The organism is Anaerovorax sp. IOR16, assembly GCF_017168145.1.
GTDB lineage: Bacteria > Bacillota > Clostridia > Peptostreptococcales > Anaerovoracaceae > IOR16.
Map to the genome: position 1 here is coordinate 193,826 of NZ_JADQTL010000008.1, position 26,154 is coordinate 219,979.

Below are 26,154 nucleotides of genomic sequence, written 5' to 3' on the forward strand. Positions count from 1 at the left end.
CATTCAGTCTGCATCTTTGCAAAAGTAATTATAATCATCTTCTTCACTATGATTATCAATAAAAACAGCCTTGTATTTTGGAAGTGCATATCCCCAAAGTGCAACTCCAAATAATTTAATGGCTTCTTTTTTTCTCACATAAAAGCTTGTCCTTTCCATAGACAAACATTCAAGCAGTTCCTGTTCATTGAGCGTTGCGGAATTTATATAGCATTTCGATAATATTTCATGATAAAGCTTTCCATTTGTAGGATAGTCATATATTTTAATCATTGCGGTATCAATAAGTTCAATCATCCACGATGTTTCAAATATGTATGAAACCTTATTCTTAAACTCTTCTTTTTGCTCTGTTGGTGCAAAATCGGATAGATAAGTTAAGGCAACATTCAAATCATTGCTATAGTAAGATTCACATACTTCTTTTATGTAATCAACCTCTCTCAGAGTTTTCCATACAACATCACGATAGATATCTAACAACAGTTTAGCCTTATGAAAAACTTGTTCTTCATTGAGATGCATGCCTTCATACATAAGCGAAATATTTCTCATTGTTCTGGTAACTCTCATAGCAGTCCTCCGTTTTAAATAATTGGGTTAATTGAAGATTATGTAATATTTTCCACACCATTAAATCCGTTGACAAAATGTGAAGATTGAAGTAATATAAATATGTAGTTTATCTTCACATTTATATTATATGAAGATTACCTACTTTTGTCAATATGAAGTAATGTATTTTGTGAAATTTAACTTCACATTCAAGGAGGGCTATATGAAGTTTGGAGAGAAACTCAGAGATCTGCGAAAGGATAAAGGACTTACACAGACGGACTTAGCGAAAGAAATCGGTGTTTCACTGCGTACAATTATCAGTTATGAAACAGGGAAAAGCTACCCCAAAAAAAGAGAAATCTATTCTATGCTGGCAGATTATTTTCATATCGATGTGAATTATCTGCTTACGGAAGATGAAGAATTTATTGCAGAAGCCAAAGAGAAATACGGTTCTCGAGGTGCAAAGCAAGCTCAGGAATTAGTGTCTGAAATAGGCGGTTTATTTGCCGGTGGTGAATTATCCGAAACAGATAAAGATGCCGTTATGCAAGCATTACAGAAAGCTTATTGGGATGCAAAAGAAGATAATAAAAAATACACACCAAAGAAATTCAGACCTTAAATCATCTTTTGATAGTTTATTATTCCTAATGAGATAAAAAACTGCCCTTTTCGTTGGAGGTGTTGGCTTGATTAACTCAGTTGAAATATATAAAAAAGTTGAACTTGTGAAACGCAAATGTGCTTCTCACAAAGTTCAACAAATTGCTAAAAGTCAGGGCATAAAAGTCTATTATGCTTCTTTTGATGATTTGCTTGGTATGTATACTTATCAATGGAAACAACGAATTATACTTTTGAATAATAACCTTGACGAACATATGCATAATATTGTTCTTGCCCATGAACTCGGTCACGATCATTTACATAGACAACTCGCTACAAGTGGATTAAAAGAATTTAATCTTTTTGATATGCGAAGCATTACAGAATACGAGGCAAACGTCTTTGCGTCCCATCTTCTTCTTGATAATGAAGAAGTTTACGAGTTAGCAATGGACGGATATAACATCGAGCAAATCGCTTGCATGCTCAATTCTCATATGAACCTGCTACTCATTAAAATGCAGGAAATGAACCGCCTTGGATATGACTTTAGACTTTCCGATTATCCCAGAGGGGATTTTTTGAGGAAGGTTAAGATATAAAACTTACAGTAATGTCTATAATTTAATTTGAAGATAGAATTCGTATTAAAGCGTTTGCAATCATTTCTGCATCACCATCTTCATTGTTGGCTCCGAAAGATATGCGAATGGTACCTTTTGAATAAGCTTCCGGTACACCAATCGCTTCAATAACATGTGATACTTGTGTATTAACCGAATTACAGGCAGATCCAGTTGATACATATATGCCCATCAAATCTAGCCGGTGCAGAAGCATTTCACCCTCCAAGTTTTTAAATGATAGACTGATGATTCCAGGGAGACCATCCTTACAGCCGTTGCGGAGAAAATCGATATTTGCATTTGACAAGGTGTTTATCAATAAATTCTCCATCTTTTTAAGTCTTTTAGCCCTTACAGCAATATTATTGACGCATTTTTTTAAAGCAGTAGCCATTGCCACAATCGCTGCTACATTCTCAGTCCCAGCACGCATGCCAAATTCTTGAGAACCCCCATCTGCATATGGCTGTATATTTGTACCTTTTCGTATATAAAGAAAACCAATTCCCTTTGGACCATTAAACTTGTGTGCTGATGATGAAAGCATATCAACACCAAGTTCATTTACGTCAACAGTGATATGCCCAACGGCTTGAACAGCATCTGTATGAAACAATGCGCCATTTTCGTGAGCAATATTACATAACTTCTGTATTGGTTGAATGGACCCTATCTCATTATTTGCAAGCATTATGGATACCAACTTCGTCCTATTAGAAATGTATTTTTGTAAGTTTGCTGGTTGCACGATACCTTCACTATCAACAGGAAGATATACCACGGGAAAACCCAATCGTTCTATCGCTGCACACGCATTCAAAACAGCGTGATGTTCGATTTTTGATGTGATAGTTGTTCGTGTATCACCATATACCAATGAAGTTCCTTTAACCGCCCAATTATTGCTTTCAGTTCCGCCAGAAGTGAAAAAAATCTCTTCCGGCTCCGCACCTATACATTCAGCTATAATAGCACGAGCCTGTCTTAAAGCCCTTTTCCCTGTTCTTGAAAATGAATAAGGTTGCGATGGATTACCGAAATCTTCAATCAAAAAGGGCTTCATTGCCTCAAACGCATCAATATCCAATTTTGTTGTTGCTGCATTATCAACATAAATCAATGTTTTCACCTCAACTCTTATTGGAATAAAATACAGCCTTCTTCTTTAAATTCCTCAATTTTTTCAAGAATTTCCTCAACGGTTGTATCCAAATACCCAGCAAGGCAGTCAGTGCAATAGAAGGTCGAAACCTCAGTGCCAAGCATTTTTTTGTTTATTCCAATTGTATTCTTATCTAAGTCTTTCTTTCCACAAGATACACATTCAATCTTCATTATTAATCTTCCTCACTGAAAATGCTGGTATATCCTTACCCTTAAATTCAATATCCAAGATACCCAACTGTTTTTTAATAATTTGTCTCATTTTAGCAGCAGGACGAAGACAATATAATTGAAACTCTCTAATATCAACATCATTCACAGAACGAACATGAGGAAATAGAAGTTTTAAATAAGCAGTAGTAATTCGTTTTACAGCCTCAGTATCTCGGGTATCCGCGTGATCAGGAACTTCAATAAGCTGGTCTACAATTGCACGGTAACTTGCATCTTCACGAAGAAGGTGAAGAATTGTGCAGAAGTATTCTGAATTTAATGCCCATCCAGAAATCTTCAAATCATCATGCATACGAGGAATATCCCATCCTTTTATAAAACCATGGAAACGGTCAATTAAAGCACTTTCATGGAATGCATTAGGCAGTTCTGTGAACATACTCTTATACTCATCCATGTTATCTTTACTAATATTCCCCAACAAGACGATACCAGAATCGGCAGTGCCTTCATAGTTTCCAACAGTAAAAACACCAGATTCCATATATCCTTTCATAGCTGCTCGCATTTCGTCAATATCGGTGAAAGATATGGTTTGTACCTCATCAAGTGCAATGAAATCATTTCCGCATACAAGTCCCGGTGCTCTTTTGCTAATGTCGTAGAACATTTTTGCACGGGACATAACACCACCGGATGATAGCCATCCATATTTGCTTACTCGTCCGAAAAGATATGACTTACCAGTACCCTTTGGAGCAAGTTCAATAAGGTTAATACGTTTCTCTACAAAAGGTAACATACGAGTAAGCATCGTGAGTTTCTGATGTTCATCTGCATAACCATCTGCGTTATAGTCAATAGCGCCAAGAATCACATCAACCCACTCTTTGGTAGTAAATTCAGCACGAGCATCTTTAAAGTAATCAAGATCAATCGAATATGGACAGAAATCAGTAAAACTTGTCAGTTTAATACGACCTGGCAACTTCAGATCTTCGTCTGGCAGACGATATCCAAGTTCTACAACGCCCCAGATTTCCTTTCCTTTAACCAGCTCATCCTTGCATTCATACCAAACATCTGGTTCGATGATAGTCTCTTTATTTGTCAAACCAAAATCAGGTAGAGCGAATGAAATTTCTTGTGTCTTGATATTAATATCAACAGAAATTTTTGTAAGGAATTTCACACGCTCATTTTCTACAATGATACGGTTTTTAATACTTATCCATTCATCTTTTTTAGGAAGATACTGATGAATAAAATCCGAAACTTCTTCTATATCGAAGTTTCCCTCGTCATCCTCAAATTGCTTTAAAAGCCAGTCTCTTAAAAAAGATGGAAGACTAAGAGCAGAAAAGAAATTACTTTTTTTTAGGTCTTTATAAACAACCATTTCATCAAAGCACTCTCTAAGTTTCTCAATCATAGCACAACCTCCTTACAGTAATTTGTTTTCCTTGAAGCCTTCCTTCTGAGCAGTAAACTTTAAATCAGATGCCACCTTGTTATTATTAGAGTACACATCTACCGTATACTCTCCAATCTTCCTTAAGTCAGGAAGATTTACAATAAATAACTGTCCATCTGTGGTTTCAACCTCATAATCTTTACCAGCAACAGAAACTCTGATATTGCTGAGTTTTATTTTAGAAAATATCTTGATAGTGGCATTCTTTTTCATTGTACTGAATTCAATAGAAGGAGTAATTATTTGGATTTCTATTTTCTTGGTGCTATAAGTAATTTCAATAATTGGAACAGTAACCTCTTCAAGTGTAGCACCGCCATGAACTTCAACATTAGCTTTTCTACTTCCCTTAAAACGGTCATAATTTGCTAATACCCAAAAATCATTCTCTTCTGTAGCACAGGTAGGACGTTCGTTAATTTCATTTTTAGGACAACATCTACCGGAATGTTCCCCTTTGGTTGCCATTTCCCACTTATTTTCTTTTTGGCTTATTACAGACAATCTACTTGCACCATGATCTGAAATCATAACTGCTCTTGAGCATTCTCCCTTTACAAGCTTTATTTTAATTTTTTCTAATATACTATCAATTATTTCTAGTTCACGAATAATATGGATAGGTAAGGTTGTCAAGCGATAATCATAATCATCCTGCCCATGATGCTTTATTTCATCTAAAGCTTTTATGCCACTTCTATCAGGAACCAATAAAGCGCCGGCATTCTCAAACACTTCAATAAATTCTTTATTACAGGAAGTTATTGATGGTAATTCGCATCTGCAAACGGTAACGTATGCCAATAGTTCCTTTTGACGGCATTTCTCCATTATAAAGCCAAGAAATTCTGCACCCATTGCATCGATAAAATACAGGTGGGTATCTTTCTTATTAATAGCTTCAATTTTTTCACTTCTTGCAGGTAGCAACAGATTGTATTCACGTTTTTCAGCCTGTTCTTCAACCAAAGCTTCAAATTCAGGAAAGACCTTATTAATGACTTTTTCAAACTTATAGGTTTGAAAATAGTTGTTAAGCAGCTCATTCTTGAAACTGAATGGTTGCAAATAAGCATAAAGGTCAGGATATATATTCTTCAACACACTGATAATCTCATCCTGTGTGAATTCTAATGCGTAAGCATCTAAGATTTCAAATATCATGACTTGTTCGTCTTTAGTGCTATCCGTTAAATAATAAAGAGCATATTTTTCTTTACTATTTACCATAGCGCAGTAGTCAAGGACCTCGTTGTGGGGGTTACCAAATGCTAACAGTAATAATTTACGCTCGTGATATTTACTCCAAAAAGTCTTATCGCTCCATTCTAAAGAAAGAATGCTTCTAAAAATACATCGTATTAAGCTATCTACAGATATGGCTTCTTTCGCAGCAGTATTGAGACACCAGTTCTTTTTAGCTCCAAAAAGTTTTAGAGCAATAAAATATAACCACTTTTTCTTTTCATCAAAAATCTGCCAGTTACTTGCCACAAGTTCCAAAGTGGAGTATCCACCAAATATTTGCATAAAATAAGATTCCCAAGAAGAATACTTTGACAATTCACTTAAAGCATACGACCATTGTTTTCTGTACCGTAGTCAATACTTAACTGATTAGTATGTGGATCCATAGTGCAAAGCACATCAAATGCTCCATTTTGCTCTGAAATATGATACAAAGCGGATGAATATGATGATTTATTCTTACGAGTCTTTATATATACAACATTTATTGGCATTTCTTCAATAGCACTAGCTGCGTTTTGTATTCCGTCAATTACAGTTCCATTTTGCGGAGCTGGCATTTCAGGTGAAAAAAACACCAAGCGTGGCTTTTTCGACTTTTCACCATCCACGCTATATATAATTCTATCAAAGCGAACATCTGAAGTGGTGAGATATTTTTCGCACTGATAGCATAATACTACAATTCGGCATGAAGTCGTTGTAAGATGAATCAATTTAGATAGCTGATTTTTTAATTCATATTCACCCATCAACATTAAGTGAGTTGTAAATCCTGTTAGGAATACAACTCCTTCCATATGGCGTAAGCCATTAAGCAAAGAATCCATGCTTGGATTCTCATCCTCTTTGCAATAATCCTGAACCTGTTTAAATTTATTACTACCAACATGGAAATGTTGCTTTATTTGAGCAAGGTCATTAATATTCTGTACATTTACAAAACGAGGCTGTGTGTCAGTAGAACGCAAATATCTATCAATTCTTTTTATACATTCTTCAAGCTTCATTCTATGCCTCCTTAATTATCCTTGATAATTTCCATGCCCACAATCATATTATCACGGATAAGGTCTTTTAAATAGCGCTTCACATCAGCAACATCCATACCATCAATCTTTTCTAATGCTCTATCACAACCACACTGGTTATACTTAAATTCTGCCATCTGACGTAGCTGCTTATCAATTTCAGGAAGACCGAACCAATCATAGGGTTCCGGTGTCATAACGTCACGCAGATGACTTCTTACTTCATCTACATCATCTAACATAATAGCGTAGGACTTGATAATAGATGCATGAAATGATTTATCACGTTCTTCTTTGCTACCGAGTCTATCAAAGAAATCTGCGTGTTCAAAGAATTCCATTGTCTTCTCAATAGAACTCTTGTCAGACTGTTTTTTGCTTACAGTTGCAAATGCCATCTTTGCCATTTGAACATCTTTATCATTTACCATGCAAAGAATTGGAGTAAGGTATTGTTTAGACCAAGCACGAGGATTATCTGTGCCTGTTTTTTCTTTCCAAAACTTCTTCAGTTTCGCAGAGCCTTGTTCACTAACAAATTTCTCTACTGTAGCTTGTACAGTATTTTGATAATTTGACTTTTCAGCAGTGAACATACCTGAAGGTATCATCATAAAAATTTCTCGTACCTCATCATCTGAAAACTGATTCAAAATAAAAGTGCATGCCTTTTTAAAGATTTCAGTCTGATTATTATAAAACGCATTAAATGTAGCACCGTTTGTATTAATTTGTTCTAAAAATTTCTGCCTCTGTGAATCAAGCAACTGACCAGATTTCTTCATGTTATATAGTAGTTCCATGAAGTCAGAAAGATCGTCCCAGTTGTTTTTTGCGTATAAGTAAGATATACGAATAAGGTTACAACGGTCGCGCCACTCACGGATTGTTGCATCAAAAGCGATATTCTTAGGCAGAACCTTGTTGCTCGCTACAATAATCTGATATTCTAAAATTACTTCTGATATTTTCTGATTAGCCGTGTCAGTATTCCATACCCAGTTAGCTGCATCCGCATCAAATTTCTTTTTTAGGCGATTGATATATTGACCACCATCGCCAATTTCATCTGCCAAAGAAATTAAAGTACCACCATTAAAAGTATGTAAATAAGCAACCATACCTTCCGTACATTTCTCTTTAGAAATGAGAGATGCCATATCCTCAACAATTCCAATATTTTCAATACACAATTTACCGATTTCTAATGCGATATCGCTGTCTGTTTTAGATGCACCAAAATTGCTGTTGTTTGCAATACCGCTGTAATTATCAATTAATTCTGCAACCTTCTGTTTGTCTTCTTTAAGAGAAACCGTGTCAAGGATAGACTTCAAGCACCAAATTGGGAATGAAAGTTCTTTCATCTTCTGTCGAATACGTTCTCTGGTCTGCACAATTGATGTACAGAGGTTTAAAGGAATATCAAAAATCTTAGAGGAAGCCTCATTAAAAGCTTTTTCTTCAGCAGTCATAATCACAATGTATTTATCCTTGTAACGAGGGATAGTAGTCATATTGTGCTTAATAATTTCTGCAATCATTTCTTTCAGTTTAGCAACAGACATACTATCATTAATAATGTCATCACGATAACTGTAAGTATCGTCAGTATACTCTTTTAAAATAAATCCCATCACAAAAGCCGTAAGGTTACAAGGCATAAAACCATAAGGTTCAGCCTTAAGAACATCATAAATCTGAGCAATAGAAATCCTGCCATCTTTTTTAAATGCTTTTGCTATAGCGTCTTCTACATGTTGTTTAATTTTAGAAATATGTAAATAAGGCTTATTAATCCAATACTGCTTATCATCCCATAAATCTTTACCAATATAATCGATACAACAGCTATATTGTCCATACTTTTGTGAAACGTCAGTTCCAAGCTCTACACCTTTAGCCAACTGATTAGAAATCCACATAGTTTCTGTTACCTGTTTACCTGTTTCAAGACCATCAGGATAAAGCTTTCTGTTTATTGCAGACAATTCGTTATATAAAAGGTCGAGTGTAGTTGCTCTTTGTCCCATAGGCTTATCAGTTGTGTAAACCACAAATTCTCCGCTGGTAATTTTGTTTCTCCATTTTTTCAAGACTTCCTTGGCATTTGCTTCGTACTGAGCAGCCAAACCCCTGTCCTGCTTGAGATTAACAACAGAATTAGCCATTGACTCTACATACTGCTCCATAATATCATTGCCAATAGGAGTAATAGAAGCATCAATGAACACCATGTTATAGCTTCCATCCTTGATGGCTTCTTGAATATATTTTCCAATAGTTGCACTCTCAGATTCATTCTTTGCAAATGCAACCACAGCAATAATTTTGTTACCAAAGGAATCTTCCTGATTGCGTAATAAATTAATAGTAGACCTGAAATCACTTACTGCAACATATTTCACAACATAACGAAGGCGGAGGGCACCACTCAGTGCAATTGCAGAAGAAATATCTCCCTCGTTTATGAGAGCAGAAGTTGACTTCTTACGCTGTTCATCTTTCTGTTTATCAAGTTCTACCGTATTACCTACATTAATCAATGCAGAATACTGAACTTTGCCACCGCTCATTTGCTTTTTGAAAAGGACATCAGGAATCAGACTGTCAGCAATACGTGCAGCCTCATCGTTTTCAAAATCAGATCCTTCAAATGCATAGTTTACATTTTTTTCGTTTGGAACAAAGAGTTCAACAGTATCACCTGTTTTCTGAGAGATTGCCTGAAGAAGAAGAACTGTTTTCAGAACTCGCTTTTCATCTTTACCAAGATTCTTATTAGTGGCGAAAGAGTAACAGTCCAAAATCGTACGAATATCATGCGACAGATACTCTTTGCCTTTTTCATAGAAAAAGTCCCACAACATATCAATCGTAAGTAAAGGATTTTCATCGAAAGGACCACAATTATCAATAAACCATTGAAAACCCTTAATTTCATCGCCACGATCATTTTTGATAAAATCAAACATACTACGTTGATTTGAATCAAAAGCAGAGGAGATATGCTTTAAAAGCAATGCAGTATACGGATGAATAGGAAGAATATTCTTCAATTCATCATCAGAAATTCGCGCTTTATTTTTAACAAGTTGTCTTGAATCGTGAGTTCTTTCATAAAGTTCATCAGAAGTATCTTTCCAGTCCGCTTGTACCTGTGTGTCCTCATTCTTTTCCATTGCTGCACCCATTAACCGAAACGCCATATTTTCAGGTAATTCAATATTACAAATAGGGCTAATAAAGCGGCCGAGGATTTTCTTCCAGTCATTGTCTTTTGGATCGAAGATATGCATTACATTATGGGTTACCACAATTAAATAAAACGGATCGCTACCGCTAATATCTGCGATTTTCTGGAAACCAGTCAAGGCTCTCATATTATTTCTGAAGTATTCAGTGAATTCATCCCAAATAAACACTATTGCTTTCAGGTTGTTTTCTTTTATGACAGCCTTAATCCATTCCACGAGGCCATCTATATCAAGCATCAGTGCTTTGAACTGCTTTTCATCACCGACTTTCATGATTTTGCCCATAAGTTCCTGCAGACTGTCTCCAGTATATGTATTCAGTTTCTCAACAATTGCATCTACATCATCGCCAGCAAAGAGGTCAGCATAGTCCGATTTTATAAGTTCATTAAAGGCATTTTTAGCCCAAGGCTCAGATAACCACTTAACAGTAGCATCTTTCAGTGTTGCCTGTGCATTGCTCTTAATACCTGCCTCTTTAAGTGCATTGACGATACTATCCTGCATTGCAGAAACAAGGTTGCTATCGCTACGAATGCTAGAAGAACCGTAACGATGAACAGTCAGGATTTTTTGTTCGCCACTTTTCAGTTGATGAAACTGATTAAACAAGTCATTAGTCAATTGGTCTTTATATTTATCAAAATATTCACGAGTATCTTTCTCAGAGGCATCCAGCAATTTCTTTAGCGTAAGAACTGCGTGAGATTTACCTGTACCATATGCACCTTCCACCCAAATAGAAACCCTCTGCTTTCTGGAGATAACACTAATAGTATCTTTCAAGAGTTTTACAAATGTCTGATGTGGGTAAAAAGTTTTCCAAAGGTCTGGTCTGTCATTTATGATTGCTTCATTAACCTGTGGAAAATATTCCGGGTTAATATCAAAATAGTCGCGATACTTATCTAACATAACTCATCCTCCTTAAAACAAATTCAATACATCCTGTGAAGACTTGTCGCCACGGAGTGTAATATTATCAAGATCGAGTGTAAACGATGCGTTAATAAAATCAGGATAGTTAATGCTCAATCCGTTTAAAATCTTTTCCATTTGATCTTTTTCTAAACCGAAAATTTCAGTTGGACTTACGCCTTCACTGTCAATATCGTGGTTAAGTAACCTGCTCAAGGTAAACTGATAGTAGTCTCCACAAGCTTCAGCAAATTTAAAGAGAGAATAAAGAATAACACGGGGATCAGGGTTCTTCCAAGGAGTACGAATGAAAATAAAGCCATTTTTATCTTTACCTGTAACAGTACCGAACCCAACATTTTTAAAAGGTAATTCTGATATTCGCTTATAGCTGTTTGCAATATTGCCGGGACCTGTTTTAGATGTTATATAATTAGACAGAATATCTTTTAGCTCATTTTGAGAATATGTTGTATAAAAATCGAGGTTAGTAACCAGCCATCCAACTTGTGGTGCGTAAGCCAAGTTTGCAAGCATTAAAGCCCAAGTATATTCTGTTTCAAGCTCAGATTTAAAAAGAATATTGGTTAATGTATTCCATGTATTATTCTTATTGGTGATACCAGCATCTCTCAGAAACTTTCTAAACATTGGAAGCATAGCGCTACCAAGTGTATGATTTGATTCAAATGTATCACGATACTTAATAAATTCTTTAATCCACGCTAGCTTTGGAGGATGTGTTCCATATTCATCTATGCTTCCTTTTTTCATTTTTCCAGTTCCTTTCGGTAAAATTAGTGAATTATAAATCAAACAGCCGTTATCTATATTATTGCAAAGCCCACATTTAATACAATTATCACTTATTGTAACCTTTCCATTAGAAAAGTGTATATTGCCATTTGGACAATTAGCTTCGCAATAGCGACAGGATACACATGAGTGACTTTTCTTTAATAGGTTCTTGATGTTCTTAAAAACAGTAGCACTTTTTTTGACTTCATATTCATAAAATGTAAATTCAATATATTCGTTATCCAAACTCGTAACGGAGAAATGTATCGTTGTAGTATCGTTAATAGCTAAAGAGTAATTATTTCCATCGTAGTCAAGGTATCCTAAAGTTTTCATCCACTCTTTCCACATGTCATTATGGCGTTTGACTTTTACTTTTCTTCTGTCAGCTTTTGTTTCTTCAGTAAAATCACCAACACCTATAATCAAATCTCGTCCGTTTTTTCTTGCCTTCCACCCCTTATTCTCAACATAGGAATTAATAAGCTTTTCATCGCCTCGTCCATCCACATATAGATTTTTGATAATATCGATATAGGGCTGCAACTCATCTTTATAAAGCGTATAATTAAAGAAATCACTTTTTAAGGCTGCCATAGGACAAAAAAGGCATCCTACTCGGCTACTTCCTTTTTTATAAGCATCATTCATCAACAAATTCTGCATATATATATAAATATACACTTCAGCAGAATTCCAGTCTAGTATCGGGTTGAAACTTAATTGACCCTTGTGCTTTGTACCAAAGGAAATATAGTCATACCCGCTTCTTCTCACGCTTTCGCTGCTACGAACACCAACAAAAGCCATTTCTTTTACATCTTGTTTCCCTGTTATTTCTCTAAGTTTTAAGAGTTGAGGAGCGGTTTTGTGTACGCCACAGCACCACCTCATTGCTGAAGAAGGGGGACCAAACAACTTCCAAGAATCCAAAGGTTTGAAATCTGAATGTGCAACATAAAAGTTTATTCCTTCTTTATCACAGAATAGTTTTGTGATATCTACTGCTTTATATGTGTCAGGAAATTCCATACCTGTATCACCAAATATGACAATAAAAGCGTTATGAGGTAATGCTCGTTTTACAATATCAAATGTTACTTCACTGTCTTTACCGCCACTGTATGAAACATGAAAAACATCAACCTTATCTTTATAATCTATATACGTATTATAAACCTTTTTGATAGTTTCCTGTGTAAGACTTTCAATAATACCTTTGTTTTTTTCTATCATGCCTGGAATATCAACAAAACGCAATGGTTCACCATTTGGCTCGGGATCTTCCAATATTTTAATTTCTGGAGCAGTATAGAGTGAACCACCTTTTGTTTGTGCAACCTTGCGTCCACGATAATAATAATTGTTCGCTTCTGCCCACATATATGGGTATGTATCATTTTTATCATAGTTCCAATATTTGTCAAAACCCAGTATATCAAGTTCTTTATAATATACAGGCCTTGGCTCTTTGCTGAAACTTAGCGGTGAACTGTTCAGTAAAAGCCCGCCTGTTGTTACATCAAATTCATATGAGTATATAGCTTATCATCCTTTCTGTGATCTTTGCATATTTGATTTGATAAGGACTTGCTCAATATCGCCATAACTTCTTCGAGCTAAAAATCCCTTATCACATAGATATTGCAAAGCATCTTTTCTGTTGAGAGGAATCGTGCTGTCAGCTAATGCGCTTGCAATAAGATCATTAAAGTCCTCAAATTTTGAGGTGCATTTGACAATCACTCCAACAGGAGTTCCGGCATTAAAGCCAGAGTGCAAAAGTTTATATTTTTTGCTATAATCCGAAACATAATGCTCCAGAAGAAAACTGTTCCAAGGAAATCCTACATATGGAAATGAACCGAAATGACGGATTTCACTAATTGTTATATAATCGCCAATGCAAAAACGGTCAATTGCTGCATCGGTCTCACTAATATCAAAGTTTGCTCGCTTTTTAGATACAAAATCGTCTTTGCTAATACGAAGAGAATTTGCATACACAGCGTCAAAGTATATAGGTGTATCTAGCTCTGTCTTTAGTGCATTCAGCTGCGTAAGCGTAAATTGCTCATTTAATTTTGCATAGTCAGCAAATACATCAGACATAGATAAGTCTTCTCCAAGAGTACTTATAATCTTCCCTTTGAATGAAAAAACATCTCGCAATTTATAGCCAATTGCATCTCGCATTCCAAGAGGATTGAGATACGGATAGCGTTCTATAATTGCAGGGTATTTGATTGAAATTATCTCAATTAATTCATTTCCCCCCATGAAATCTTTTTCATTAATGGCCTTCTCAATCAATTTTTTTATATTTTCGAGTTCTTCAGATTTCAAATCAACAATATCAGCATGAAAATATTCACCTTTTTGATTACGTACAAATTCAGCACTATTATTTCCTGCAATTGCCCAAATAATTTTGTCTCGTGGAATATGAGATAAAGACTCAACCAAATCATCTATCTTGATAGGAAGCCCATAATTGGTAAGATAGTTCCTTACTTCACCGGTTAGGTCAACTTCAACATTTTTGTCAGAAGCTACGTAATTTTTGTTAATTACATAACTGCCTTTATTTGTAAAGGTAAGATATGTTTTAAGCATATCAGCATTATTAATGCGTTGTCCTTGAAACTTAATTTTAAATTTCTGATACAATGCATCAAAATAAACGGCTTTTTTCCCTTCCAAAAAGCAATTTTGAATATATGATAATATCTCCTGCTGAGTTTCTACATCAAGCATTAATTCGGGTAGATATACAAAATCTTGATGCTGAATCGTCACATTACTAATGTTCATGCGAACTATTCCGTCATCTTCTTCCAAATCAAAACCGAATTTGTCTACCCAAAATCGTCTGAAGCGTATCATTTCAAGATCAGAATTAATACGGAAACCTTTCTGATATTTTTCTGCAAGAAGTTCTTTGTATGATGCTAAGCAAACACTTAGTTTATTCGTATTTTGGTCTAAGGCTAATGATTCAGTTGCAAAGGTAAGTACATTATCTTGTATGTTAGGAGTATCCATATCCTGTTTTACAACACATTCTTCTTTTGTAAGCAATAATTGATTATCTCTAACCCACTGATAGTAGTATTTTATTGCAGAAGACATGCTTAAAACCTGGTTTTTATATTTGAAACGAAAAACCTTGTTTGAATCAACGGTTTGTTTAACTGCGGACAATACTTTCATATCTGTTGTCTCAAACAGTGGTTTTTTTAGTATTTTTATATATAAGCAAAACGATTCAATTTCAGGATATAAATGATAAAGTTCTGCTATTTGAGCCGGAGATACTTTAGTTGATAGCCATGTTAAATACTGATTTTTAATAATATGATCTGTATCAACCATCTTCTTTGCCTCCGTAAGTATTTTATTGAATTCTGTCCTATTAGTTCGGTATAATTCTACCATTTCTTGAAAAAGTTTTGACATCACAGCTTTTTTTAGACCTTTTTTACAATCTGTCATTAAATATTGCATTTCACTCATACGTAGAGAAATGCCATTCTCATTTCGGAAAATCCTATCAATTTTAATACCAATGTTTTTTGCCATTTTACGTAATATATTGGACATCTGGCATATTGCATCTTTACGTGTTATTTCTTTGTTTTCAACTTTTAAATAAGCCTCAATCAATAACGCAGTTTCGTACTTATTCCAAGGAATTCTATTTGCCATGTTCTCACCACTTTGAACTATATATTAAAATAATTTTTACAATTAATTCCAATATCATTTATTTATATTTAAATTTCCTTATTTTAAAATTTAATTAGTAAGTACTAATTATACCTGTATTTGGTAAATATAAAATAGTTGCTTGTCATCTAATACTATAATGTTTCAATATCATCGTCATTAGGGACAACTGAACAAATATCACCAATATCACATTTTAAAGCTTCACATACAGACAGTAAAACGGTTATGGAGACAGGTTCATTTTTATTTAATCTCGTAATTGTCCCTGCTGACAGTCCAGTTAGCTTACGCAAATCACTTTTTTTAATATCCTGCTCTATGAGTTTTATCCATAGCTTTTTATAACTAATTTTCATTCAATCCCTCATTTCAACATTTACAGCTGAACTTACTTACATAAATATATATTATATTTCATTTTTTTCATAGATACAAGTGTTTCTGACAAAATCATAAAATAAATCGCAAATTTTTGATATATTTGATAAATAAATATATGAATTATCTAAAAGTTAATTAAATGATTTATGTTATCAGTTTTTCTTTCTCTGCCTATAAACGTTCCTTAAATTGACTCCTTCTGGGTGGTTCTTTATGAACGTAGGCTTGGTCCACAAACAAGGCATATTTTTCTCTTGGCGGAAAGTCATATTCATGAACAATAAACTAAAATACCATTAAATTATTTTAGTAATTTTAAAAAATATCGGTTTGAGGTATGACTACCGTTTTCTCTGTAACGATATTCCTTAGTAAGTAAGTCATAACGGATTAAATCGGCTATGGCTCTTTTTACGGTACTGACAGACATTGATGTATCTTTAGCAATTGTTTTTATTGCCGGCCAACATTCACCATCCTTGTTGCTACGGTCTTTTAAGTACATATAGACAGTCTTTGCCCTTGGTGGCAAATCCTCACGATAAAGATTTCCAAAAAAGCTCATATAAATACCTTCTCCCTTACGGTCTTAATACTGTTTTACGCTTTAATGCTGTTTCTTCAGCTTGCTCTATTATTGCAGAATGATTTGTACCTCCATGTTTTTTATTTGCAAAGGGTATAGGCTCATCTTCTATATCACTGTCAGAAAAGGATTTGATAATATTCTGTTCCAATTCTTCCTTATCTGCATAGTAAACTTTACGATGAGAGTTTTCCTCTATTTCATATGTTTTTTTAAAGGTAATTCCCCAATCAATAAATAACCTTAACTTAGTCTGCATAGGATGAGCACCTGTTTTCATGACAACAAATCTACCTTTCGGCAATGATTTTAGTTCATCTGCAGTTAGGAGTGGGCGTTCTATCATCTGCAATGATTGTGATGGATCGTTTTTTCCACGGCTAATACTGCCACTCATTACAGTTCTACTGCCCAACGCTTTGGAAAGCACCTGTGCTGTTTCGGAGTTAGGAGCAAATCCACCGAATATAGTCAACTGACAGTTATCTGTTATAATTTCTGAACCTTCTTTACCGTAATTTTTATCAAGCTGTGCAAAGGATTGAATAATTGGAACAACAGAAATTCTTCGGGAACGTCCTGCTGACAGCATCATTTCAAATGACTCAATCTTTGGAATAGTACCAATCTCATCGGCATAAATCATCACACGGTTTGGAAGTTTGCCACTGTGTTCATCCGCTACCATAAGCATTTCACGATAAAATTGCTGCAGAAATAATGACACCATAAAATATTTTGATAGTGATAGGTAAGTCTTTGATGTCATCTCTGACTTTTCCCCCACTTCACACCGTACATGACAGTTTCCCGTCATACGGCGTTCCATCACAGTTAAACTTCAATTAAATTTACACATTTTCAAACTCAAATTTGTTCTATCAGATTAAGTTCGCAAAGTTTTCGCAGATTGTTTATTCGTCCTATTTGATAATCAGTCAATTTCAGAGTTTCAAGCAATTTTCTTATCGTTTCTTCAGTTGTCGCATGAATTAACCTGTGTACCTCAACATGAATTATTTTGAGATTTGAATAACTGTCGTCACCTCCTAAACTTCTCGGTTTTTTATGATGACAATGTATCTCATTTAATTCAAGCCGTCTGCCTGTGACAGCACATTTCCCCATTTGTCCCGAATAGAGTGATATTCGATTATCATTATACTCTATACTTCGGTTTTGGATAGGATTTCGCATTAGATAAAGTAAAATATCCATGTTTATACCTTTTAGGTTTTTATGAATTTCGGCTCTGCCTGTAGCAGTATACTTATTTATGCTTGTCCGTTTCCACATAGGATTTTTATGCTGTACATAAGCTATCGGTATTATCGGTAGGTTATATACACTTCTAAGTTCCATGCTTTTTCCGTAACGTTTTAATATTGCTTTACATCTTAATTTCGATGTATCAGGACGTTTTAATCTGTTTTTGAGTTTTCGCTTTAGGGTTCGATTGACATGAAAAGATATTTTGTGAAAGTCTTTATTGACTTCCGTTGCTAAGTTGTAGTAATTGTGAATACCCATGACAAAAGAATTATAAATACCGATATATTTGTATGCGGTTTCCTTATCATCATGTTTTGCTATTTCGCTTATTGTTTCATTCGCTCGCTTTAATATATTTTTATGTGCTTTTTCGCTTATGTGAGATGTAACCACATATTTGGGCTGTCCGTCAGACTTTTTACCTTTGATTTTAGCCTTTAATCTAAACCCTAAAAACTCTGAATAGTGCCTTTTGAGGTTTACTATTTTTGATTTTTCGGGACTAATTTCAAGACCTAATCTTTCTTTCAGCCATTTCTGCGTTGCTGTAAACAATTTTTCAGCATCATCTCTTGTACGGCAGAATATTTTGAAATCATCAGCATATCTGACAATGTAACATTCTTTTAGGTTGGTTTTTCTAAGAGCAGAATAAATTGGGCTTTTATTTGCCACTCCATTTTCATGAATACAGCATTTATACTGATATTCAGTCGGAAATTCTTCCCACTGGCTTGCTATCCACCAATCAAGTTCATTTAATACCACATTTGATAATAACGGACTGATGAGTGAGCCTTGCGGAGTGCCATTTTCGGGAAAGCCTATTCCCGCAACTTCTGCCTTTAACATTGTGCTGATAATCCTGATTAACTTCTTATCCCGTATTCCCAAATGCCACATCTGTTTTAGCAGTTTTCCATGTGATACATTGTCGAAAAAGCCTTTAATATCAATATCTATGACATAGTGCATATTTCTTTGCTGTATCATTGCCATTGCTTGAGCAATAGCGTGTTCTGCACTTCTGTTCGGTCTGAAACCGTTAGAGCGTTCATGGAATTTCGCTTCGCAGATTGGCTCTAAGACTTGTAATATACATTGCTGTATAAGCCTGTCTTTGATTGTGGGGATACCTAAAGGGCGAGTTTTTCCGTTTGCCTTTGGTATTTCTACTCTGCGTATCTTGTTTGGGGTGTACCATTCAAGCGATTTTACAATATTAGCGATTAGTTGTTGGTCGTTCCACCTTTTCAAGTTTTCGATTGTTTTTCTGTCTACACCTGCGGTTTTACTACCTTTATTGGTTTTCAGATTTCTGTATGCAAGTTTAATGTTTTCCTCCGACATAATGAGCGTCATTAGATTTTTGAAAGCTTTATTATTTTTACTATCTGCATACAATTTGTCAAGGGTAGTTTGCAAATCATAATATTCGCTGTTTCGCAGTTTGCGACGTTTTGGTGCTTTTGAGTTTGCTATGGTCGGTTACCTCCTTATGTGAAAATCACATTTAGATTTACCTTTTTTAGTCATACTCGAACCCATAAAAATTGTGTAATTCTTTTATTTAGTTTTACTGTGACTAATGCCCATCCCTCCACCGCTTATTATCACGGTTTCATAGGTACTATGGCATCACTTTCAGTCAGATGAAATTAAGTTATATCAGTATTGATTTTCCTTAATAACACTTCATTGCAATGTAACTTGCTCCACGTTCTGACCTTACCACGTTCCGATATTTCTATCTTTTCATTCATACCCTTAGGTGCCTCATCTAAGCCTGTAAGCTACTCTTGTGCCTATAACACAATCAGGAATTTCATAACAACAAAATCTTACTTTTCCTCGGCTTACGTCCGTATTCGGACAATAGCATTTCTACTATTCAGAAGTTTAGACCCGTACAATCTGAGGTTTGTCTGTAGTCTTTCACACCACATACTCACCATAGGTATATTTTAGACCTCCGACATATAGGCAACACCGTATACCTCTATACAGCTTTCCACAGCATTATCTGTTTGGGTTGTTCTCTGCCGACTTCTGCGAGCTTCAAACGATAAAATTGTTACAAACTTTTCGCCTGTCGCAGTTTTAAGGGGGCGTTTCGGGACGTTACTCCGTCATTCCACCTCTCGAAATATCAGTTCTACAAGTTATTTGTGAAACTCCTTTCAATTTTCATTTAATGACTTGTGCCTAACCTTTTCAGTTAGGAACGTGTCGCACTATTATCCTCTTCGGGAAGTATAAGAAAGATTGCCGACTTTTCTTTGCAGAAAGTTTCAGCATCTATGGAGGAATGAAAACAGAGAATCTGCTCCATCTCCGTGTCCAAAAAAGCATTGAGCCTTGACAGTACAGTGGAGAGAACAGATGCCATTGCTTGTTCCGCTGAGTTAAGGGCCGCTCCCGCAAACCACTTTGCTTTATGGGTGGATGGTAACTTATCCATTAAAAGTTGGAACTGACTTTTACCTTTAACTTGACTTGGTGCCATTAAGTCTTGTACCATTTTGAACACCGATACAATGTGTCTTTTATCTACTAATTGTCCATCAATCTCAGTAGGTGGTAGGTATTCAGCAATGAGTAATATCACTGCTGTGAGAAGTCCCTCTGCAGCATCATAGAAGAATGCATTTTGTCCCATTGCGGCATTATTACCATCGGGAGATACAATAGTTTTTGCAATAATCTTTGCATACTTTTCAGCTTTTGCTTTGGCATAAAAATTTTTATTGTCGGCACGATATAAGTCCATATACTTGTTGACAAGGTGCAGTAAGTTGTTTCCATCACTTCTTGTTGGGTTACGTAAATCAATGACAGAGATATTATAGCCATAGCTTTCTTTTGCTATGGCTGCGTAATTTCTTGCAAGATCCCCTTTGGTATCAGTTGTGATAAAACTCATACCACTGGCGCAGGCATATTCTAAATTGGGATAGAGGAAGAATGCAGTTTTACCCACACCAGCTGCACCAATCATCAAGCAGTGAACATCGTCTGTGTCTACAAGTGCGGTGACAGTTCCTTTTCTTCCAGTTGAACCGACAATCAAGCCTTGATTCTTTGGAAGATTTTCGCCCTTTCGCCAGTCTGCAACTTGAAACGTTATAGGATGATAAATTTTAGTAATTTCTTTTTTGGTTGCAAACCTTGCGACACCGTGTTGTCCATCACCAACGGTTTTTGATTTAATGCCGTTGAGGGTATAGTAATGAGCAAGGAGTGACAGACCGCCGAGTATAAAAACATTATGACTGCTGAGGAAATTAAGATTACGAGTTGTTCGTTCATGGAGGAGTCCTTTCTTTTTGTGATTTTTAGTAGTATAATACATAAAATTGGCAAATCGAAATTTGTAGAGTCAGATGACATTATATTGAAGAAGGTGAAACCATGTTTAGAATTAATCACAGTGATGCAATAGAATTGGAGCATCAAGTTCGTAGGATGTTCAATTGTGACCGAAGTGGAGTTTCTGGATTAGCTGATGCAGATAACTTTGAGTCTCGTCCCATGGATGCAGCGGTTATGGTTGTATCCTACATTCATGCTAAAGGATTGCATCATAGTGAAACGCAATACGACGAGTTTTTAAGTAAGTACGATACGATTTTCTCATATCCTGATGAGAATGATGCAGATCATGAAGTAGGAAATTTTATTGGGGAATTAACTGAAATTGTTGAATCCTATTTGTAATTAGAGCCAAAACAAATTTTCAACCTCTGCAAATTCCTATTTGTCTGGAAACTTAAAGTAATACACTATGTGTTGCCTAAAATTTCTAAAACCGTAAAATTATCAGCGAGAGTGTTTGACCGCTCTCGCTGATATTATTTTCATGCCATCTTAATTTCAAAGCTTTGTGTCTGCTCCTTTACGTTCTCTTGCAAATCTTCATTAAAATCTTTAAGCATAGGGGAGAGACGAGAAACTATTATACCTTGTTCATATAATAGTTTTTTAAACTTCTCACACGCATTAATTCCAGCTTTATCATTATCTAAACACAAGACTACTTTTTTAATTTGAGGGTTAATCTCTAACTGTTTGAGCATTGCCTGTTCCGAAAGTCCACAGAGGGAAACATAGCTGTACTGTTTCCAATCACTGTCTTTATGTAGGCTGATAAATGACAGCATATCAATAGGCGCCTCAAACACATAGAGTCGGTCACTTGTTCCACAGAAGTGGAAACTGTAACAAGGATTACTGCTGTCAATATTCCCTTTGTAGCCTTTACCTTTAGTGTAAATGCCACGCTTATGAGCATGACGAGCCACACAATTTTCATCTAGTCCAACAAAAATTGCATTGTGATATTCTTTTGTTCCATCATTAGACTTTTCACAACTTTCATACAATAACTTTTCTTTGGCAAAAAAACTAACTACATCGCTATTAATACATCTGTGCTTAATGAGATAGGCAAAAGTTCTCCGCATATCCTTGTTATGTGGTGGCAGTTTAAATGTCTTTTTAATTTTTTCTTTCTTTTCGGCACAATGATAGGCTTTCTCACTATCACCACCAAGGAGCATGGTTACCGCATCGGGAAAAGATAAACCATAAAAGTTTTGCACAAAATCTATAGCAAGACCACCTTTTTCCGTTGCATGATCGTACCATTCATTGCCTCGAACAGTAATGCTATGATCACTCTTTAAGCGTTTTTCTCTGCCTGATGGTAGCAATGTTTCACCTTGTTGGCGGAGAAAATATTCAAGGTCAACGTTATTTGCTTTCCGTTTTTCTTCTTCAGTAAAGTAAATATACTTACCCATACAACCCCTCCTTATGCTTTTTTACCAACTTTACGATGAAAGGCTATCCTTTTAACGGGATAGCCTTTCATGTTTGGTTTTTGATTTTGTTTTTCAAGTACATTGAAACTGGGATGAGTATTTTTCTGATTGCTTTTCATAATAAAAATCCTTTCCATATTGTTTTGGGGTAAAAAAATAACAGCCTTTCCGTTTCGAAAGACTGCCTATTACAAACTCATATTTTGCTCATAGTCATCATGCTTATGTCCTTGTGCCATTTTCTTTTGCTTTAACTTTCGAAGCAACTTACTGTCTACCGTAAGACTGACAGGTGATTTAGGCTTTGGAATATTATCCTCGAAAATTCGACTCATATGATGAAATAACCTTGAAACTGCAAAACCTACTGATGACTCATGCCACTTGTCCATATTTTCAAGAAAAAACTTTGCATACTCGTTACCTTGTTCTGCCGATAAAGCAAACCATTTTACAGCAGTTTCTTTATCCTTTGCCACCCCTTGCCCGATTAAATACATCTTGCCAAGAATGTACTGTGAAAACTGGTTACCTTGTTCCGCTGATGAAGTAAGATACTGCAATGCCTTTTCAACATCTTTAGGGATTTCTTCGTCTTTAAGATATAGTTTTCCTAGAACATACTGAGCAAATTGATTGCCTTTTTCTGCGGATTGTTTAAGCCAACGAGTGGCAGAAGTAATGTCTTTGAAGTTGTCTTCTGTCAAATATATTTTCCCCAGTCGGTAAGTCGCCCACTCATTACTCTGTTCTGCTGAATATGTAAACAGTTCAACCGCTTTTGATATATCCTGCCCGATGTATTTTCCCTCATAATAAAGTTTAGCAAGTGCATACTGTGCAAATGGGTTACCACTATCAGATGCAGTTTTTAAATATTCGAATGCTGATTTTATTTCTTCCTCTGCCGGATTTTCCTCAGCAAGGATTATTTTTGCAAGAGAATAGCAAGCAAATGTATTTCCGAGCTTTGCGGACTTTTGAAAATACTCTTTTGCTCTGACAATATCCTTTTCTGTGCCGATTCCATTTTGCAGCATCCAGCCAAGACGGTATTGAAGTTTATCATCTCTGTTTTGTTTTTCTAAATTTTCAAAGCCTACAAATGCTTTCTTAAAATAAATATTGCTTTTCTTTTCATCTTTTTCTGTGCCTGTACCATCACGAAACATTTTTGCAACTTCAAAATCCGCATACGGGAAGCCTTGCTTTGCAGAACGCAGATAAAGTTCAAAGGCTTTTTCAAAGTTTTGCTCTACACCTTGCCCACGATAGTAAAGTCCACTAAGGAAATACTCAGCAAACTTATATCTCTCCGCAGATGATTTTAAAAGCCAATCCGCAGCATTTTCATAATTTTGTTCTGTACCAAGTCCTTGTGCAAACATTTTACCAATGCGGTACTGGGTGTATTTCCATGGCTTGCTATTCTCTACACATAAAAAAACCTCAAGAGCCTTTGTATAATAGTTCTTTGCCTGTTCTTCATTTATTTCAACACCAAGACCGTCTGCATACATTCGCCCTAAGTCAAATACAGCAAGCACATTGCCTTTTTCTGATTCTAATTTCAAAAGCTCCATTGCTTGTTCAAAGTCGGGTTCTTCATTTTCTATACCAAACAAAAACTTTCGCGCCTTTTTATAATCTTCAGACCATTTTACATGAGGTGTGAAAGGTTCTTCTTTGGTGTCATCTTCTATTTTATCCATTATAAAATCAGACATTTCACTTGGTTCTTCAGAGTCTTCATCTACGAAATATTCAGTTGAAGTATTTTCATATTTTTCTCCATCAGCTTCAATTTCTTCAAGTTCTGATAAGCTAATTTCATTTTTAGAGAGTTTATCTGCCTCAGAAATAATAAAATTTTTAATTGACTTAAATTCCTTTTGCTTAGAAAGCGGGATAGGGTCAGTAAGCTTATCGGAATAACTTTTAAGCACCTCATTTCTCATTTCATACCACAAGCTATATGCATCTGAAACTGTTTTTTCTTTTGCAAGCTCATCCACAATACTGTCCACGATATTTTTTAGTTTTGGGGATAAATAGCCATAGACTCGTTTGCCTTTTGTATACTTTAGCTTTTCAGCAAGTTCAATGAGTAATAACTCCAACTTTGGATTTTGAATATTCCCGTTTTTCATTTCTGTAATCAGCTGAAGCAATATTTTCTTGCTTTCTGCTTTTAAAGCATCTCTTCTGTGACTTTGCTCCGTATAGATTTCTTTCATCTCATTTTGAAAGATATTTGAAACCAATCCAGACTTTATTTTTTCAATGCCCTTTACGGTAAGATAGCCAAATCTTATGTCATCAGAATAGCAAATCATGTGAACATGGGGATGGTGACTCTCATTATGAAAAGCTGCATACCATTTAAAGTGTTCTATCGGTATTTTTAAATTTACGGCAATGGTTGGTGCGTAGGTTTCAAGAAAGTCTTTCCACCTTTCTACGTTATCAAATCCAGTACTTACAGCATCCTCTCGCCTTAATGAGATAATTGGTGTCCAAACATTTCCCTCGTGATGAGCAACTTCTTCCGCAACCTTTGAGAGAACTATTTTTTCTGTTCCGCTTGTAAATAAACCATGGGAAGATAATTTTTCTACCTTTGGACGATTTGCAATGTAATCCACGTAATTTTCTTTCTTCGCTGTTACATCAAGGTTGTGTTCTAATGCTATGGAAATAAAGTCTGATGCATTTTCAATTGTTTTGTTTTGAATATAATCTTCATACTCAAATATATTTTTACTGTCGGGAAACTCCTTCAAGATATTTTTGATAAGCTCTGCTTGCTTTTTTGTCGCTGGGAGATTTTTATTTTCAGCACTAAACTTTTGCACACCACTTCTTGTTGCAATGTATTTTACAAGATTGGATAGATGTGCTGTATTATTACCGCCTTTTAGATAAGGACATTTAAAAATTATCCTTGGCATAAAAATCCCCCTTTTTTCTTATTCCCCAGTACCCATTTGATATTTTACCGCATCCTCCATATTAATTCTGCCCTTATTTCTTTTTACTTCGGCGACACATCTGCTACGAAGTTTTCTTAAATCCTCATCACTGATTTCAAGTCCTGCTGCAAGAATATTCATCATCATACTCATCTCTACCGATAAGCGAAAAAGATTTGCTGATTGACGATTTTCCGTTTCCCTAAGTGTACCTTGAATTGCTCCCAATAGAATTTTAGAAAGATAATCTGTTGTTTGATTACTAACCAAATATCCCATATAAAAAGTCAATGCCTTTTCAATAAACTCACTTCGGTTATTACAATTATCTCCTTTCAATAAAATATCCATCTTTTCAAATGTTTCTGGATACAGCCAAACTGCCGTTCTTTTCTTATTCTTGTTTTGTGTTTCTTTCAAAATATCACTCCTAATCATTGAAACCACCTATCTGACCACCTTGCAAATGCCATAATCACGGTCTTTTCATTGATTTCTGACCACCTAAGCATCACAAAATCTGTTTTCCGA

Annotated in this window: 21 protein-coding genes; 3 read left to right on the forward strand and 18 right to left on the reverse strand. The window is 35.4% G+C overall.

Translation table 11 applies throughout. The features are described 5' to 3' along the window. Positions 1-3: 3 nt before the first annotated feature. Complete coding sequence (locus I2490_RS02930) at positions 4-573, reverse strand: hypothetical protein (protein WP_245157065.1); 570 nt, start codon at positions 571-573, stop codon at positions 4-6. A gap of 205 nt (positions 574-778) precedes the next feature. Here I2490_RS02930 and I2490_RS02935 point away from each other — a divergent pair, with 205 nt between their 5' ends. Both I2490_RS02935 and I2490_RS02940 read left to right on the forward strand, forming a co-directional pair. Beyond that, on the forward strand, positions 779-1,183 hold the full coding sequence (locus I2490_RS02935; protein ID WP_206458287.1) for a helix-turn-helix domain-containing protein: 405 nt from the start codon (positions 779-781) through the stop codon (positions 1,181-1,183). 67 nt (positions 1,184-1,250) lie between these two features. After that, positions 1,251-1,769, forward strand: coding sequence for an ImmA/IrrE family metallo-endopeptidase (locus I2490_RS02940; RefSeq protein ID WP_206458288.1), 519 nt, complete (start codon positions 1,251-1,253; stop codon positions 1,767-1,769). A 22-nt stretch (positions 1,770-1,791) separates the two neighbouring features. Here I2490_RS02940 and I2490_RS02945 read toward each other — a convergent pair whose 3' ends face one another. The 13 genes from I2490_RS02945 to I2490_RS03005 all read right to left on the reverse strand — a co-directional run bounded on the left by I2490_RS02945 (position 1,792) and on the right by I2490_RS03005 (position 21,180). Continuing rightward, positions 1,792-2,913, reverse strand: a complete 1,122-nt coding sequence (locus tag I2490_RS02945; protein ID WP_206458289.1) for a cysteine desulfurase family protein — start codon at positions 2,911-2,913, stop codon at positions 1,792-1,794. 17 nt (positions 2,914-2,930) lie between these two features. Next, positions 2,931-3,128 carry a hypothetical protein gene (locus tag I2490_RS02950; protein WP_209010566.1) on the reverse strand — a complete coding sequence of 66 codons (198 nt, stop codon included), beginning with the start codon at positions 3,126-3,128 and terminating at the stop codon, positions 2,931-2,933. After that, the gene (gene brxL / locus I2490_RS02955) at positions 3,118-4,563 is read right to left on the reverse strand and encodes a BREX system Lon protease-like protein BrxL (protein ID WP_206458290.1); all 1,446 of its coding nucleotides are present in this window, start codon (positions 4,561-4,563) and stop codon (positions 3,118-3,120) included. The genes I2490_RS02950 and brxL overlap by 11 nt, the downstream gene beginning before the upstream one ends. 12 nt (positions 4,564-4,575) lie before the next feature. Further along, positions 4,576-6,135 (reverse strand): BREX-4 system phosphatase PglZ, encoded by a 1,560-nt coding sequence (pglZ, locus tag I2490_RS02960; protein WP_245157066.1) that lies wholly within the window; start codon positions 6,133-6,135, stop codon positions 4,576-4,578. A gap of 38 nt (positions 6,136-6,173) precedes the next feature. After that, positions 6,174-6,863: a DUF7864 domain-containing protein gene (locus tag I2490_RS02965; RefSeq protein ID WP_206458292.1), complete on the reverse strand. Its 690-nt coding sequence runs from the start codon at positions 6,861-6,863 to the stop codon at positions 6,174-6,176. 11 nt (positions 6,864-6,874) lie between these two features. Then, on the reverse strand, positions 6,875-11,056 hold the full coding sequence (locus I2490_RS02970) for a hypothetical protein (protein ID WP_206458293.1): 4,182 nt from the start codon (positions 11,054-11,056) through the stop codon (positions 6,875-6,877). 12 nt (positions 11,057-11,068) lie between these two features. Further along, positions 11,069-13,240 (reverse strand): phosphoadenosine phosphosulfate reductase domain-containing protein, encoded by a 2,172-nt coding sequence (locus I2490_RS02975; protein ID WP_245157067.1) that lies wholly within the window; start codon positions 13,238-13,240, stop codon positions 11,069-11,071. Positions 13,241-13,405: 165 nt separating this feature from the next. Further along, a complete protein-coding gene (locus I2490_RS02980) occupies positions 13,406-15,565 on the reverse strand; it encodes a hypothetical protein (RefSeq protein WP_206458294.1) in 2,160 nt (719 codons plus the stop codon). Between the two features lie 155 nt (positions 15,566-15,720). Beyond that, positions 15,721-15,945 carry a helix-turn-helix domain-containing protein gene (locus I2490_RS02985; protein WP_206458295.1) on the reverse strand — a complete coding sequence of 75 codons (225 nt, stop codon included), beginning with the start codon at positions 15,943-15,945 and terminating at the stop codon, positions 15,721-15,723. A gap of 326 nt (positions 15,946-16,271) precedes the next feature. Continuing rightward, positions 16,272-16,535, reverse strand: coding sequence for a helix-turn-helix domain-containing protein (locus tag I2490_RS02990; protein WP_206458296.1), 264 nt, complete (start codon positions 16,533-16,535; stop codon positions 16,272-16,274). A 16-nt stretch (positions 16,536-16,551) separates the two neighbouring features. Continuing rightward, the gene (locus I2490_RS02995; RefSeq protein WP_330634536.1) at positions 16,552-17,373 is read right to left on the reverse strand and encodes a type IV secretory system conjugative DNA transfer family protein; all 822 of its coding nucleotides are present in this window, start codon (positions 17,371-17,373) and stop codon (positions 16,552-16,554) included. Positions 17,374-17,423: 50 nt separating this feature from the next. Then, a complete protein-coding gene (ltrA, locus tag I2490_RS03000) occupies positions 17,424-19,178 on the reverse strand; it encodes a group II intron reverse transcriptase/maturase (RefSeq protein WP_245157068.1) in 1,755 nt (584 codons plus the stop codon). A gap of 868 nt (positions 19,179-20,046) precedes the next feature. Continuing rightward, positions 20,047-21,180: a type IV secretory system conjugative DNA transfer family protein gene (locus tag I2490_RS03005; protein WP_206458297.1), complete on the reverse strand. Its 1,134-nt coding sequence runs from the start codon at positions 21,178-21,180 to the stop codon at positions 20,047-20,049. Positions 21,181-21,239: 59 nt separating this feature from the next. Here I2490_RS03005 and I2490_RS03010 point away from each other — a divergent pair, with 59 nt between their 5' ends. Further along, positions 21,240-21,545, forward strand: coding sequence for a hypothetical protein (locus I2490_RS03010; RefSeq protein ID WP_206458298.1), 306 nt, complete (start codon positions 21,240-21,242; stop codon positions 21,543-21,545). A 140-nt stretch (positions 21,546-21,685) separates the two neighbouring features. Here I2490_RS03010 and I2490_RS03015 read toward each other — a convergent pair whose 3' ends face one another. The 4 genes from I2490_RS03015 to I2490_RS03025 all read right to left on the reverse strand — a co-directional run bounded on the left by I2490_RS03015 (position 21,686) and on the right by I2490_RS03025 (position 26,061). Continuing rightward, a complete protein-coding gene (locus I2490_RS03015; protein ID WP_206458299.1) occupies positions 21,686-22,630 on the reverse strand; it encodes a DUF3991 and toprim domain-containing protein in 945 nt (314 codons plus the stop codon). An 11-nt stretch (positions 22,631-22,641) separates the two neighbouring features. Further along, on the reverse strand, positions 22,642-22,770 hold the full coding sequence (locus tag I2490_RS16825; RefSeq protein ID WP_280634186.1) for a hypothetical protein: 129 nt from the start codon (positions 22,768-22,770) through the stop codon (positions 22,642-22,644). Between the two features lie 69 nt (positions 22,771-22,839). Then, the gene (mobP3, locus tag I2490_RS03020; RefSeq protein ID WP_206458300.1) at positions 22,840-25,602 is read right to left on the reverse strand and encodes a MobP3 family relaxase; all 2,763 of its coding nucleotides are present in this window, start codon (positions 25,600-25,602) and stop codon (positions 22,840-22,842) included. Between the two features lie 18 nt (positions 25,603-25,620). After that, entirely contained in the window at positions 25,621-26,061 is a 441-nt protein-coding gene (locus I2490_RS03025) for a hypothetical protein (protein WP_206458301.1), read from the reverse strand. Positions 26,062-26,154 lie beyond the last annotated feature (93 nt).